This is a genomic window from Methanomassiliicoccaceae archaeon (genome assembly GCA_034928305.1).
GTDB lineage: Archaea > Thermoplasmatota > Thermoplasmata > Methanomassiliicoccales > Methanomethylophilaceae > VadinCA11.
On sequence record JAYFOZ010000003.1, the window covers coordinates 75,655 to 88,084 of the forward strand.

Annotated in this window: 14 protein-coding genes; 11 read left to right on the forward strand and 3 right to left on the reverse strand. The window is 52.9% G+C overall.

The window, feature by feature from the left end:
* Window positions 1–25: 25 nt before the first annotated feature.
* The gene (locus VB016_05555) at window positions 26–1,423 is read right to left on the reverse strand and encodes a tetratricopeptide repeat protein (GenBank protein MEA4977996.1); all 1,398 of its coding nucleotides are present in this window, start codon (window positions 1,421–1,423) and stop codon (window positions 26–28) included.
* A gap of 164 nt (window positions 1,424–1,587) precedes the next feature.
* Here VB016_05555 and VB016_05560 point away from each other — a divergent pair, with 164 nt between their 5' ends.
* A complete protein-coding gene (locus VB016_05560; GenBank protein MEA4977997.1) occupies window positions 1,588–2,262 on the forward strand; it encodes a tetratricopeptide repeat protein in 675 nt (224 codons plus the stop codon).
* A gap of 2 nt (window positions 2,263–2,264) precedes the next feature.
* Here the strand turns inward: VB016_05560 and VB016_05565 are convergent, their stop codons facing one another.
* Window positions 2,265–3,935, reverse strand: coding sequence for a formate--tetrahydrofolate ligase (locus VB016_05565; protein MEA4977998.1), 1,671 nt, complete (start codon window positions 3,933–3,935; stop codon window positions 2,265–2,267).
* Window positions 3,936–4,151: 216 nt separating this feature from the next.
* On the opposite strand from VB016_05565, the gene pdxS reads away from it, so the two are divergent.
* From pdxS to VB016_05590, 5 genes are all read left to right on the forward strand, one after another.
* Window positions 4,152–5,036: a pyridoxal 5'-phosphate synthase lyase subunit PdxS gene (gene pdxS, locus VB016_05570; GenBank protein ID MEA4977999.1), complete on the forward strand. Its 885-nt coding sequence runs from the start codon at window positions 4,152–4,154 to the stop codon at window positions 5,034–5,036.
* Between the two features lie 107 nt (window positions 5,037–5,143).
* Window positions 5,144–5,761, forward strand: coding sequence for an HAD-IA family hydrolase (locus tag VB016_05575; GenBank protein MEA4978000.1), 618 nt, complete (start codon window positions 5,144–5,146; stop codon window positions 5,759–5,761).
* Window positions 5,722–6,378 (forward strand): HAD family hydrolase, encoded by a 657-nt coding sequence (locus VB016_05580; GenBank protein ID MEA4978001.1) that lies wholly within the window; start codon window positions 5,722–5,724, stop codon window positions 6,376–6,378. Before VB016_05575 ends, VB016_05580 begins: the two co-directional genes overlap by 40 nt.
* 46 nt (window positions 6,379–6,424) lie before the next feature.
* Window positions 6,425–7,867, forward strand: a complete 1,443-nt coding sequence (locus VB016_05585) for an MFS transporter (protein MEA4978002.1) — start codon at window positions 6,425–6,427, stop codon at window positions 7,865–7,867.
* 62 nt (window positions 7,868–7,929) lie between these two features.
* Window positions 7,930–8,067: a rubredoxin gene (locus VB016_05590; protein MEA4978003.1), complete on the forward strand. Its 138-nt coding sequence runs from the start codon at window positions 7,930–7,932 to the stop codon at window positions 8,065–8,067.
* Here the strand turns inward: VB016_05590 and VB016_05595 are convergent, their stop codons facing one another.
* Window positions 8,068–9,030, reverse strand: a complete 963-nt coding sequence (locus VB016_05595) for a tetratricopeptide repeat protein (protein ID MEA4978004.1) — start codon at window positions 9,028–9,030, stop codon at window positions 8,068–8,070.
* A gap of 152 nt (window positions 9,031–9,182) precedes the next feature.
* Here VB016_05595 and VB016_05600 point away from each other — a divergent pair, with 152 nt between their 5' ends.
* The 5 genes from VB016_05600 to VB016_05620 all read left to right on the forward strand — a co-directional run bounded on the left by VB016_05600 (window position 9,183) and on the right by VB016_05620 (window position 12,366).
* The gene (locus VB016_05600; GenBank protein ID MEA4978005.1) at window positions 9,183–9,515 is read left to right on the forward strand and encodes an SMR family transporter; all 333 of its coding nucleotides are present in this window, start codon (window positions 9,183–9,185) and stop codon (window positions 9,513–9,515) included.
* Window positions 9,512–9,853, forward strand: coding sequence for an SMR family transporter (locus VB016_05605; protein ID MEA4978006.1), 342 nt, complete (start codon window positions 9,512–9,514; stop codon window positions 9,851–9,853). Before VB016_05600 ends, VB016_05605 begins: the two co-directional genes overlap by 4 nt.
* An 81-nt stretch (window positions 9,854–9,934) precedes the next feature.
* Entirely contained in the window at window positions 9,935–10,300 is a 366-nt protein-coding gene (locus tag VB016_05610) for a metalloregulator ArsR/SmtB family transcription factor (GenBank protein MEA4978007.1), read from the forward strand.
* Window positions 10,297–10,518: a cation transporter gene (locus VB016_05615; protein ID MEA4978008.1), complete on the forward strand. Its 222-nt coding sequence runs from the start codon at window positions 10,297–10,299 to the stop codon at window positions 10,516–10,518. The genes VB016_05610 and VB016_05615 overlap by 4 nt, the downstream gene beginning before the upstream one ends.
* A 96-nt stretch (window positions 10,519–10,614) precedes the next feature.
* The gene (locus tag VB016_05620) at window positions 10,615–12,366 is read left to right on the forward strand and encodes a heavy metal translocating P-type ATPase (protein ID MEA4978009.1); all 1,752 of its coding nucleotides are present in this window, start codon (window positions 10,615–10,617) and stop codon (window positions 12,364–12,366) included.
* The last annotated feature ends 64 nt before the right edge of the window (window positions 12,367–12,430 follow it).

Sequence of the window (12,430 nt, forward strand, 5' to 3'; positions counted from 1 at the left end):
TTAATTCAGAGGAAAACTGTTGGAATCACGCCCGGAGTTGCTCCAATAGGGATGAGGCGTCAGGATCGCCCTGCTTTGCTGCGAGCTTCAAATATTTTTTTGCAAGCGGCATGTTCTTCTTCACGTGCTTGCCTTCCATTAAGAGCCTGCCGAGATAGAACTGTCCGTCCGAGAAACCGGCGTCCGCCACCTCTTTGATCAAAGCCATTCCGGCTTCCGTATCGGTTTCCGTTCCTACGCCGGTCACCATCATCATGCCGTAGAATGCCTTGGCTGCAGGATGCCCCTGTTCCGCTGCGGCGCTGAACCACATCGCAGCCCTCTTTTCGTCCTTCGGCACCCCCCTGCCCTCGTAACAGAAGCAGGCAAGAGCATACTGAGAATTGGGCTCCCCGGCCTCGGCTGCATCGGTGAACAGCTGGACAGCTCTTTCATCATCCTTTTCAAAATATGTGCCGTTGCCGTACATGCATGCGAGACAGTATTCGGCTGTGGCGTTGAACTGTTCGGATGCCTTGCTAAACCATTTCGCCGCTTCCGCGAGGTTCTTTTCCAATGCCTGGCCCTCAAAGCGCATGTTCGCATAATCCAGCATCGCCTGGGAATGACCTTTCTCGCATGCTTCGGTCAGTAGCGCTATGGCCTTGGCAGGATCTCTTGAAACACCCTGCCCGTAAGCGTAAAGCATTCCTAGCTGGTACATGGAGTCCATTTCTCCTTGGTCCGCGGCCTTTGCGAAGAGCGTCGCCGCCTTTTTGAAATCGGGACGTCTGTCTGACAGGTAGAGGACAGCGAGATCGTGCTGTGCCTCCGAATGGCCTGCGGCCGCAGCTGATTCATACCATCTCAGCGCCTCCTTCGGATTCTGTTTCACACCGTTTATACCGCGTTGATATGCATCGGCGATGTGGAACATTGCTTCTGCGTTCCCTGCCTCGGCCGCCGACATAAGCCAGTATTTGGCCCTATCTTTGTCCTTGGGGACGCCTTTACCCATCAGATACATGAATCCGATCTTGTTCTGGGCCGAGGCATCGCCCTTCTCCGCGTTAACCGTATACCAACGAACGGCCTCGGAATGGTCCTTCTTAACGCATTTCTTACCATTGTCATATATGTCGAAAAGCTTAGCACACGCATCTGTGTCGCGCTGTTCGCCTTTGAGCTTGAGCATTATGAGCGCATCTATCTTTTCGTTGCCCCCGTCCCCTATCTCTGCCAGGGTGCGGGCCGCCTGTTCGTTCCCTGATGCTGCAGATACGGACATCAGTTCCATGGCGGCAGACCGGTCCTCAAGAAGTATTGTTCCGGTGTAAAGAAAAAGCGAGAAAAGATAGGAAGCATCGACATCGCCGCCGGAAGACAGGTCCTCCAACATGGAACATGCCTTCCTGAGATCGTATTCTCTGCTCCCAACGTCCATAAAGCGGAGTGATATGCTCTCTGCTGAGAGACGATCTGCGGTAACCTCTGACATATTTCACCAATTATTGACTTTGCCTTTATTCCTTTCGTTTGGGATATTCGACGATCAACTAGGTTTTCTGTTAAGTAAAGAATATATCCGAAACCGCGCTCTACTTCCGTATGGGCGATATCCGGTCTGGTCCTAACGATGACCCAAGAGAATCTCTTGAGTGGGCCAAGGCTGTCCTTAGGGGCAGGTCCGAGAAAGACTATGCGCTCGCTTATTCCGTCGTGGTCGACGCCGCAAAGGAAGGTTCCGAGGATGGAAAGTTCTGCCTCGGCCTCATGTATGCACGCGGCCAGGGTGTTACAAGGGACCTTTCGGCTGCGGCAGAATGGTTCTCTCGCGCTGTAGAAAGCGGCAGCCGCAGCGCAATGTACTATCTGGGCAAGATGTACTTCCGCGGTTACGGCGTAGGAAAGAATATAGCCAGGGCTGCAGAATTATTTGCGGTGCCTGCCAAAGAGGGCGATGCCCGGGCCCAATACTCCTTAGGACTGATCTACTTCGAAGGCGATACCGTGGCAAGGGACCTCGATGAATCTGCCAAATGGGTAACTCTGGCCGCAGAGCATGGACATGCCGATGCGCAGTTCGTGCTGGGCCAATTCTATAAGACCGGTTGCGGCGTAGACCGCGACATTAGCACATCCGTCGATTGGCTCGTCTCTGCCGCAATGAACGGCAACAAGGGCGCACAGATTCTTTTAGGCAACATGTACACAACTGGCGACGGAGTTCAGGTCGACCGCGACGAGGCCGACCGCTGGTACGATATGGCCGACGGCAAGTGATCTCACTTCAGTCCCACTATCTTTCCGTCCGGCATGAGGTCCATGCGCATTGCGGCGGGAACCGACGGCAGGCCAGGCATGAGGGTCATAGAACCGCATACCGGAACGACAAAACCCGCTCCTGCAGAGAGCTGTACTTCCCTCACGTTGAGGTCCCAGCCCCTTGGTGCACCCTTTATCTTCGCATTGTCGGTAACGGATGCCTGGGTCTTTGCTATGCATACAGGTAGTCTCCCAAAACCGCGTTTCTCCAGTTCGGACAACATCTTCTCTGCAGCGGCAGAGTATGAAACCGTTCCGGCGCCGTATATTTTCTTTGCCACGGTCTCTATCTTGGATTTTAGAGTGGCGTCATCTTCGTAAAGGAGGCTAAATTTCTTGGGCTTGGCACATTCTTCGACGACTGTCTCCGCAAGATCTATGGCACCCTCCCCTCCTTTCAAAAATGCCTCCGATTGGACGCAACGGACGCCAAGACTCTTGCACCTGGCACTTATGATATCCATTTGTTCTTCGGTGTCCGAGGAAAACCTGTTGATGCTGACGACCAGTGGGATGCCGTAAAGCCTCATATTCTCCACGTGCCTGTCCAGGTTTATCAGCCCTTCTCTAAGATTATCGAGGGTCATCGTGCCATCGTCCTTCAGGTCTGCACCGCCATGCATCATAAGGGCGCGCACGGACGCAACTATGACCACGCAGTCGGGGGACAGCCCGGACTGTCTGCAGACTATGTCCATGAACTTCTCCCCTCCCAGGTCCGAAGCGAAACCGACCTCGGTCACAACGTAATCTCCGAGCTTCAGCGCCGATCTCGTAGCCAATATGCTGTTCGCACCATGGGCGATGTTCGCGAACGGAAACCCATGAACGAACACGGGCTCGCCTTCCAGAGTCTGGACCAGGTTGGGGCATATAGCGTCCTTGAGAAGAACCATCATACCTCCGACACAACCGAGGTTTCCGGCAGTTACCGGATCGCCTTCCATGTTGTACGCTACTACGACCCTCTCCAGTCTCGCTCGTAGATCTTCATATCCTGTGGAAAGTGCCAGAATGGCAGAAATTTCAGATGCGGACGTTATTAGAAAACCGCTTTCGTGAGGGATGCCCCCGACCGTACGGCCTCCGAGCCCGACAACGATGTCCCTTAGCTCCCTTGCGTTCATATCCATCGTCTTCTTCAGCACGACCCTTGTGGGATCGATGCCGAGATTGTTCCCTTTCACAAGGTGGTTCTCTACGACCGCGGATAATAGATTGTGAGCGGCCGAAACCGCATGGATATCGCCGGTAAAGTGAAGGTCGATGTTCCACATGGGATATACTTGGGACATGCCTCCTCCTGTGGCTCCTCCCTTTATACCGAAAACCGGGCCCAACGAAGGTTCTCTCAGGGCCCCGACAACCTTTTTGCCTATCTTTCCGAGGCCTTGTATAAGCCCTATCGTGGTGACCGTCTTACCTTCCCCGGCCGGAGTGGGCGTTACGGCGGTGACCATGATGAGCTTGCCGTTTTTGTTCTCCTCGAAACGCTTGAGCACATCCAGCGGCACTTTGGCCATGTACTTACCGTAAGGACTGATATCCTCATTGCCGAGTCCGAGTTTAAATGCGATTTCTGAGATCGGTTCTGCTTCCGCCTCATAGGCAATCTCTATGTCGGTTTTCATAATATAAAAAATCGAATCGGGTCTGCCGTTAATAAAAGGTGCGCGGAACGACCATCTGCTGGCACCGGGATTTTAATGCGTACTGTTTGTTCCATATGATAGAATTCAATGGTATTTTCGGGCTCCGCATTAATAAAATTGTACAAATATGTCCTACGATGATGTTAAGTATACCTTTTACTAATGTGGAACCGCAGTTACGGAAAAAGTGATTTCATGGATAATAACAGGCACGAGATTAACAAGGAATTCGCAAGGAAACTGGCCGGCGGCGTGATAATGGACGTCACCACTCCTGAACAGGCAAAGATCGCAGAAAATGCGGGCGCCTGCGCAGTTATGGCCTTGGAGCGGGTACCTGCGGACATCCGAGCCGAGGGCGGGGTATCGAGGATGAGCGACCCGAAAATGATCAGGTCGATACAGGAAGCAGTATCTATACCGGTGATGGCCAAATGCCGCATCGGACACTTCGTCGAGGCCCAGGTCCTTGAAGCGATCGGCATAGACTGCATCGACGAAAGCGAAGTCCTTTCGCCCGCGGACGATATCTACCACATAAACAAGACTGCATTCAATTCACCGTTCGTCTGCGGAGCCAGAGACCTCGGCGAAGCCCTTAGAAGGATATCCGAGGGAGCCGCCATGATCCGGACGAAGGGAGAGGCGGGAACAGGCGACGTCGTCCAGGCCGTAAGCCACATGCGCATGATAAACTCCGAGATACGCTATGTAAAAACCGTGCTGGAAGACGAGCTGTACGAAACCGCAAAAGAGATGCAGGTCCCATTGGACCTGGTGAAGTACGTGCACAAACACGGAAAGCTGCCGGTCGTGAACTTCGCCGCAGGCGGAGTGGCAACTCCTTCGGACGCGGCTCTGATGATGCAGCTCGGCTCAGATGGTGTCTTCGTAGGCTCAGGCATATTCCGGTCCGGAGACCCGGCGAAACGCGCCTCGGCCATCGTGAGGGCGGTGGCCAACTTTGACAAGCCCGAAATAATCGCCGAAGTGTCATACGACATCGGAAAGGCGATGGTCGGAATAAGCATGGAAGAGCTGTCGCTCCGCGGTACAAAGATGGCAGACCGCGGTCAGTGAACGGACACATGTCTGCAGCCGTCGGTGAGCTCGTGTCCCGAGAATGTATAGCGGAGAGCATGTTCGATAGGAAAATCTGAATAATGGCTAAGTCATCTCTATCGAAAATGAAGGGATATTCGCTATACATTTTCGACCTCGACGGTACGCTCGTCGATTCCGCCAACGGACTCGTCGTATCCTACAGGAAAGCCCTTGATAAAATGGGGCTATTGTACGACGAGTCTTGTCTGGCTGAATTCACCCGTGAGCCGCTCTACGCCACGTTCAGCAGGTTCGAACGCCCTGGAATAGACTATAAGACGTTCGAAGAGGTCATGTTCGACGAGTACCGGCTTTCGCTCGACCCGAACAGCTTCCCTTTCCCCGACACCCGTTATGCGCTGCAGAGAATCGCCGACGAGGGCCTCCCGATGTGTGTGGCCACCCGCAGCTCGAGCAAAAGGGCCAGGAACGTCATGACGATCCACAAGATCATACAATACATCGACCACACCGTGGGATATGACAACGTAGCAAGACAGAAACCCGACCCGGAGTGTCTGAAGGTTTGCATGGCGCATTACAGCATACGCAAGGACGGAGTCCTCTTTGTGGGGGACGGGGAGACCGACATGATGGCGGCGGAAGCGTTCGGGATAGACGGAGCGCTGATTGACCGCAACGATTTAGGCGGGGACTGCAGGTGCACATACAGAATAAAGAGCCTGAGGGAACTGTTTTGAAATACGGCACCTACATTTTCGATTTTGACAATACTCTGTTCGACACCCGAGGGGGATATGAAGCATGCTACAGGAAAGCGTTCGGGATATTCGGCATCGCCTATGACCCTTCGAAATATTACCAGTATATCAGAACGCCTCTACATGCGATATTCGAAAAACACTATCCTGGATGTCCGTGCAAGTACCGTGAGTTCGTGGCCGAGTTCATGAAGGAGGCGGAGAACTCCGTAGTCGATACGGCCATTCCTTTTCCGGAAACGATAGAATGCATCGAAAGGCTGGCGGACTCGGGAAAGAAGATGGCGATCGTGTCCGGTTCGTCCGAGTCGTATATCAACGACATTCTGAATAACAACGGCCTTAGGGGCCACTTCGGGACGGTCGTCGGGTACGAGAACAGTTTGCGCCCTAAACCTGACCCGTATCCGATCAACCTCTGCCTTAAAAACCTCAGCACCGGGCCCAACGACTGTGTTTATGTAGGGGACAGCCCGGACGACATCACGGCGGCGAAACGCGCCGGCATCGGCAAGATACTCGTCAACCGCCATGGTGGCGATTGGGAAAGCGAAGCGGACCATATAATTTCGGACCTTATCGAACTATTGGGATGAGATTGACCAGTCAATATAATATAGCACAACTCGGTTTCAAATTTTTATGGGTGAGCCGTCCGTACGTTCCGAAAAGCTTCTGCTTCTGGCTGTTGCCGTAGCGGTGCTGATGGACGGCATGGACGGCAGCATAGTGAACGTGGCCCTTCCGTCGATCGCAATAAGCCTCGGGACGGATACCGCGTCCGCATCGTGGGTGACCGTCGTATATTTCATGATGCTCGCCGGGCTTATCCTTTTCTTTGGAAGGATCGCGGACCGTGGCGCCGTACGTAAGGTCTTCGTATCCGGCTTTGCCATATTCACATTGGCGTCGCTCTTTTGCGGAATCTCGGATTCGCTTAACATGTTGCTGGTTTCCAGAGCCGTACAAGGCGTAGGCGGGGCGATGATGGCCGCTGGGGCACCGATGTTATGCGTCAAATATGTGTCCAGGAGCAAATTGGGCCTCGCTCTGAGCGTGGCGACCCTTGGCAGTGCAATGGGATATGCCGTAGGTCCGGCATTGGGCGGCATCTTGACAGATATGCTTTCATGGCACTGGATATTTCTCATAAACATCCCCATCTGCGCCCTGGCGATACCCCTTGCCATGTACGTCATACCTAAAGACGGCCCTGTGGAGAAAAGGTCCCTGGATTTCCCCGGCACTGCATTTCTTTTCGGCGCTATAATTACAGGAATATATGCCCTGGAAATAAGCGGGAGTCCGGGCTCGGGAGACTTTTTCTTCATTGCGCTTGTGGCATGCCTGATACTGCTTGTGCTTTTCATCATACGGGAGCTGAAGTTTCACAGACCGCTCATCGACGTGCGGATCTTCAAGTCCCGGACATTCGACTTTATGTTTTTGGCTTTCATGCTTTACAACCTTGCCTACATGGGAATATTCTATCTCTTGCCGTTCTACATGGACCTTAGCTTGGGATTCTCGTCCAGCAAGACGGGGCTTTATCTGTTGATACCTTCCGCCATAACTGCCATAATTTGCCTGCCGCTCGGCAGGTGGTCTGACCGCAAGGGCAGAAGATGGTTCGCCGTGGCTGCCTGCCTGTGTCTCGTAGCTTTCAACGTCCTGCTGTGGCTGATGAATGTGACCCATGACCTCTGGACCCTTATTCCCATAGTGGTCCTGATGGGCGTATCGTGGGGATTGGCCGGCGGACCGATGGGGGGGCGCGTCGTCGAGCACGCCCCCAAAGGCAACGATGGAATGGGTTCTTCGGTGATGTCCATGTCCATCTATCTGGGAGGTGGCCTGGGAACGGCTCTCTTCGCGGCCTTCTTCTCGATCACATCCGGGGCCCCGGGCAAGAGCTTCTCGTTGCTAAGCATTCCCGAGTTCACCAGCGGATTCTCCGCAGCTTTGCTGCTTGCCATCGTCATCTCCATGATAACAGTGCTAATGTCCTTCGCCGTAAAGGACTCGGACACCGTTCCTTTGGAAGCCGATACATCCGAAACGGACGACGGGAAAAGAACCGTCTGAACTGCTTCAAACGGCGCTCTCGCATACTAAAAATAAATAAACAGCGAATTCCATGGATGCCCATGAAGTACGAGTGCTTGCTCTGTGGCTATATCTATGACGATAGCAAGGAAGACGTTCCGTTCAGCGAACTTCCCGATGATTGGGTCTGCCCGGACTGCGGTTCCCAGAAATCAGATTTCGAATACTGCGAAGACTGATCAATCCTTACCGTTACCGTCGATGCAGATGAACTGGGTGTTCTGTGCCCTCCGAAGCTCTTCCAGCAGTTGCTTTGCCTCCTCGCTACCTTGCTCGGCGGCCTTGGACATGGACTTTAGTCCCCTGTCGGGGTCGCAGTCCGTTCCTGTGCCCTGGATCTCCATCCTGCCTTTAAGGAACGATGCGTCGGCATCTCCTTCATCGGACGCTTGGGAATAGAGCTCGTAAGCCTTCTCCAGATTCCTCTGGGTGCCTCTGCCCTCGTAGTGCAGGGTCCCCAAACTTACTTTCGCAGTGGTAATACCGGCATCGGCTGCCTTGGAATACCATCTGAAAGCCTCATCTTCACCTCCCGGGATCCTGCCTGAAAACGAGAGTTCCGCCATCTTCATCTGCGCCTCGGGAAGGCCCTCTTCCGCTGAACGTCTGAAAAGCTCGGACGCCTTATCCTGGTCCTTTTCCGTACCGACCCCTTCCTCATACATGTAGCCGGCCTTGAACATCGACACCACGTCATTGGCCTCTGCCGACCTTAGGAACCATCTGAAGGCTGCGCGCATGTCCCTCTCTGTCCCGTAGCCGTTGAACAGATACTCGGCTACATAAGCAAAGGCCTCGAGCATCCCTGCCTCGGCGGCCACCAAAAAATGCTTGTAGGACGCCTCGGGGTCCGCTGGAAGCCCGTAATCGCCCGTGTAGATCATACCCAATCTGAAGCTGGATTCTACGTGCCCCGTTGAAGCCGCCTTTTCATACAGCCCCTTGGCGCGCTCTTGGTCTTGGGTGGCTCCGTAACCTACCATGAGTATCTCGGCTAGACCGAAGATCCCCTGGGAAAATCCCTCATCGGCGACCGCTGAGAAGATACGGGCCGCCTCGTCCGGACGTCTCTCGTATCCTCCTGTTCCCGTCATATACATTACAGCTTCGCGGCAAAGCTCCGCTGCTTCTTCGGAATTCATATCCGCATAATACGTTTTATATTCATCATACTTCGCATGTCGATTTTAAAAATACAGTATTTAAATGTTCTCATTAGTATAATTACTAAAAAATAGAATTATTTGATTTATTATCGAATCAATTATAAAGTTAATCGATATCTTAATAAGGCATGGATGTTGCATGGATATATCTTATCGCAGCCAGTCTGCTTGAGCCCGTTTGGGTGATATGTTTAGAAAAATCTGATAATTTCAAAAACCTTAAGTGGAGCTTTTGGTTCATTGTTTCAATATTCCTCTGTCTTTGGCTACTCGCACTCGCCGTCGAAGATATTGGTCCCGGAATATCTTACACGGTCCTTGCCGGAATCGGTTCCGTTCTTACGGTCGCTGCCGGAATAACGCTCTATAAAGAGACCGCCAGTTTCAAAAGAATAATATTCATCGTCATGATAATAATCGGTATAATTGTCGTCCGCCTCTCCACGGGAGGAGTATTATGAAATTCTCCAACGAGAAGAACAAGGGCTGGACGCTCATCCTGATCTCGGCAGTGTGCGAGATAATCTGGGCAATATGCATCGATTTTACGCAAGGCCTCAGAGTAATGACATGGAACGCGGTCGTTGTGCTGTTCCTGGCGATCAGCGTGGTCCTTCTTTCGATGAGCATAAAGACCGGTATCCATCTTAGCACTGCCTACGCAGTCTGGACGGGCATCGGAATCGTAGGCACGGTCGTAATATCGGCGATCATGGGGCTGGACGTTATCACCGCCATGACGATGGTAGGACTTGTGCTGATAATAGCAGGCTCCGTGGGACTGAAAACTGTGGACTGACGTCTTCGGCAAACCTCTTATCTTTATCTTTTTATAATTGAACATTCATTCAATTGAGCATATATTCAATTGGGTGACCATATGGAAAATTACGATCGAGATATCTGCGATGTGCACGTGACACATCAGGACGTTGTAGAACTTGTAAGAAAAAGCATACCCAAAGAGGAGGATGTTTTCAGGCTTTCCGAGTTCTTCAGCCTGTTCGGCGACAGCACCAGGGTCAAGATATTGATGGCGCTGGAAGTGAGCGAGATGTGTGTTTGCGACATCGGCGCATCTCTGATGATGTCGGATTCTGCAGTCTCCCACCAACTTAAGGCGCTTAAAAGGTCCAGGCTCATCAAATCCCGCAGGGACGGAAAATTCGTATACTACTCGCTTTGCGACGACCACGTCAAATCGATAATCGACTTCGCGTCCGAGCATCTGGGGGAGGAGAAATGAGAGCCGCTTTCGTCATCGAGAACCTTGGGTGCGCGAACTGCGCAGCCAAGATGGAAAGGAAGATCTCCAAAATACAAGGCGTTAGATCCGCGTCCGTAATATTCATGTCCAAAAAGCTGATCATCGATGCCGACGAAACAGATATCAGCCGAATAGAGATGGAGGCCGGAATCATAGTCAAAAGTATAGAGCCGGACTCCAGATTGATAAGGGGTTGAACCCACTTGCGTCGAAGAACAGCAGAAGTTCTGATCTCGGGCTTGCTCTTTGCAATCGGTGCCTTGTTGCATTACACCGGTCAGGAGACGGCCTCGATGGCCGTTCTCATAACAGCTTATGCGATTGCAGGCTATGTTGTGGCCATCTCCGCGGCAAAGAGCCTCCGTTACGGCATGATACTCGACGAGAACTTCCTGACCATCATCGCTTCCGCCGGCGCTTTCATCATCGGTGCAAGCGTCGAAGGTGCGGCGGTAATACTATTCTTCTGCGTCGGGGAGCTGTTCGAAGAGGCCGCTGTACAAAAAACAAGAAAGTCCATCTCCGAACTGGTAGAGATGCAGCCTGTTTCAGTAAGAGTGGTCAGGAACGGTTATGAGCTCGCCGTCAAACCGGAGGACGTCGCTATAGGCGAACATTTCGTAGTGCTTCCCGGGGAACGTATCCCGATAGACGGAACCATACTGTCCGGCTCTTCGTCTCTGGATACTAAAGCGCTCACCGGCGAGTCGATGCCGAGGGACGTCGCTCCCGGGGAATCCGCCCTAAGCGGATGCATAAATATGACTGGCACCCTTGTGATAAGGGCGGACAGAGAATACTCTGATTCAGCGGTCGCACGCGTCCTTGCAATGGTCGAGGAGTCGGGGTCGAGAAAAGCAAAGACAGAGAAGTTCATAACCACTTTTGCAAAGTACTACACGCCCGCTGTCGTCGCTGCCGCAATTATAGTTGCGACCGTTCCGACGCTTTTGTTTGGACTACCTTCCGACATATGGGTCTATCGCGCGCTGGTGTTCCTTGTGGTTTCCTGCCCATGCGCCCTTGTCATATCTGTGCCGCTGACGTTTTTCTGCGGGGTAGGACGTGCCTCAAAATCCGGCATCCTGATCAACGGAGGGGATGTAATGGATAGGCTGGCACTAGTAGATACAGTCGTGGTGGACAAAACCGGCACCGTTACCAAAGGATCGTTCGACTTCAGCGGCATCCATGCTTACGGAGTCACAGAGGACGACCTGCTGGAGTATGCCGCGAAATCGGAGTATCACTCGGACCATCCGATATCCGCGGCGATAATAGGCCGCTACGGACGCGTTATCGACCCTGAGGATATCGGAGAATCGGTGAACATAGCAGGAAAGGGCATAAGGACCGAGGTCAACGGACACACTGTTCACACGGGGAATGCCAGGCTCATGCGGGAAATAGGCATAGAACCGTGCGGCACACACGATGGCGTTACCAATATACACGTCGCGATCGACAGCACGTACGGCGGCCATATTTCCATATCGGACGAGCCGAAGGACGATTCCGCCGAAGCCATCCGCGAGATGAGGGAGCTGGGCGTGAAGGACGTGATAATGCTGACCGGCGACAACAGAACATCGGCCAGCCGGGTGGCGGAAATCGTCGGAATAACGAACGTCCACAGCGAACTGCTTCCGGAGGACAAACTGGACAGGCTTGAAGATTATCTCGGACTCGAAAACAGATCGGGTTCCCTGGCATATGTCGGAGACGGCATCAACGACGCGCCTTCGATAGCAAGGGCCGATGTCGGAGTGGCAATGGGGGGCATAGGTTCCGACAGCGCAGTAGAGGCAGCGGACGTGGTCATAATGAACGATTCCCTCAGGAAGCTGCCGGAGGCCATCAGAATATCAAGGAGGACACGAAAAATCGCATACCAGAACATTGTTTTCTCACTGGGGTTCAAATTTGCCGCACTGGGACTTGCCACTTTCGGCCTGGCCGGGATGTGGTTTGCAATATTCGCCGACGTTGGGGTTGCAGCGATAGCCATCGTAAACGGTACCAGAGCTTACGGGAGATTCCTATGATACTGTCCCCTGCGGAATTCGTAATTTGATTTTTCCGGAAATAAAGTGGGGGCCGGCAATAGCC

Excerpts from the sequence above, each read along its gene's own strand:
- VB016_05555 (MEA4977996.1), bottom strand. The coding sequence starts at position 1,423 with ATGGACGTTGGGAGCAGAGAATACGATCTCAGGAAGGCATGTTCCATG.
- VB016_05560 (MEA4977997.1), top strand. The coding sequence starts at position 1,588 with ATGGGCGATATCCGGTCTGGTCCTAACGATGACCCAAGAGAATCTCTT.
- VB016_05565 (MEA4977998.1), bottom strand. The coding sequence starts at position 3,935 with ATGAAAACCGACATAGAGATTGCCTATGAGGCGGAAGCAGAACCGATC.
- pdxS (MEA4977999.1), top strand. The coding sequence starts at position 4,152 with ATGGATAATAACAGGCACGAGATTAACAAGGAATTCGCAAGGAAACTG.
- VB016_05575 (MEA4978000.1), top strand. The coding sequence starts at position 5,144 with ATGAAGGGATATTCGCTATACATTTTCGACCTCGACGGTACGCTCGTC.
- VB016_05585 (MEA4978002.1), top strand. The coding sequence starts at position 6,425 with ATGGGTGAGCCGTCCGTACGTTCCGAAAAGCTTCTGCTTCTGGCTGTT.
- VB016_05590 (MEA4978003.1), top strand. The coding sequence starts at position 7,930 with ATGAAGTACGAGTGCTTGCTCTGTGGCTATATCTATGACGATAGCAAG.
- VB016_05595 (MEA4978004.1), bottom strand. The coding sequence starts at position 9,030 with ATGAATTCCGAAGAAGCAGCGGAGCTTTGCCGCGAAGCTGTAATGTAT.
- VB016_05600 (MEA4978005.1), top strand. The coding sequence starts at position 9,183 with ATGGATGTTGCATGGATATATCTTATCGCAGCCAGTCTGCTTGAGCCC.
- VB016_05605 (MEA4978006.1), top strand. The coding sequence starts at position 9,512 with ATGAAATTCTCCAACGAGAAGAACAAGGGCTGGACGCTCATCCTGATC.
- VB016_05610 (MEA4978007.1), top strand. The coding sequence starts at position 9,935 with ATGGAAAATTACGATCGAGATATCTGCGATGTGCACGTGACACATCAG.
- VB016_05615 (MEA4978008.1), top strand. The coding sequence starts at position 10,297 with ATGAGAGCCGCTTTCGTCATCGAGAACCTTGGGTGCGCGAACTGCGCA.
- VB016_05620 (MEA4978009.1), top strand. The coding sequence starts at position 10,615 with ATGGCCGTTCTCATAACAGCTTATGCGATTGCAGGCTATGTTGTGGCC.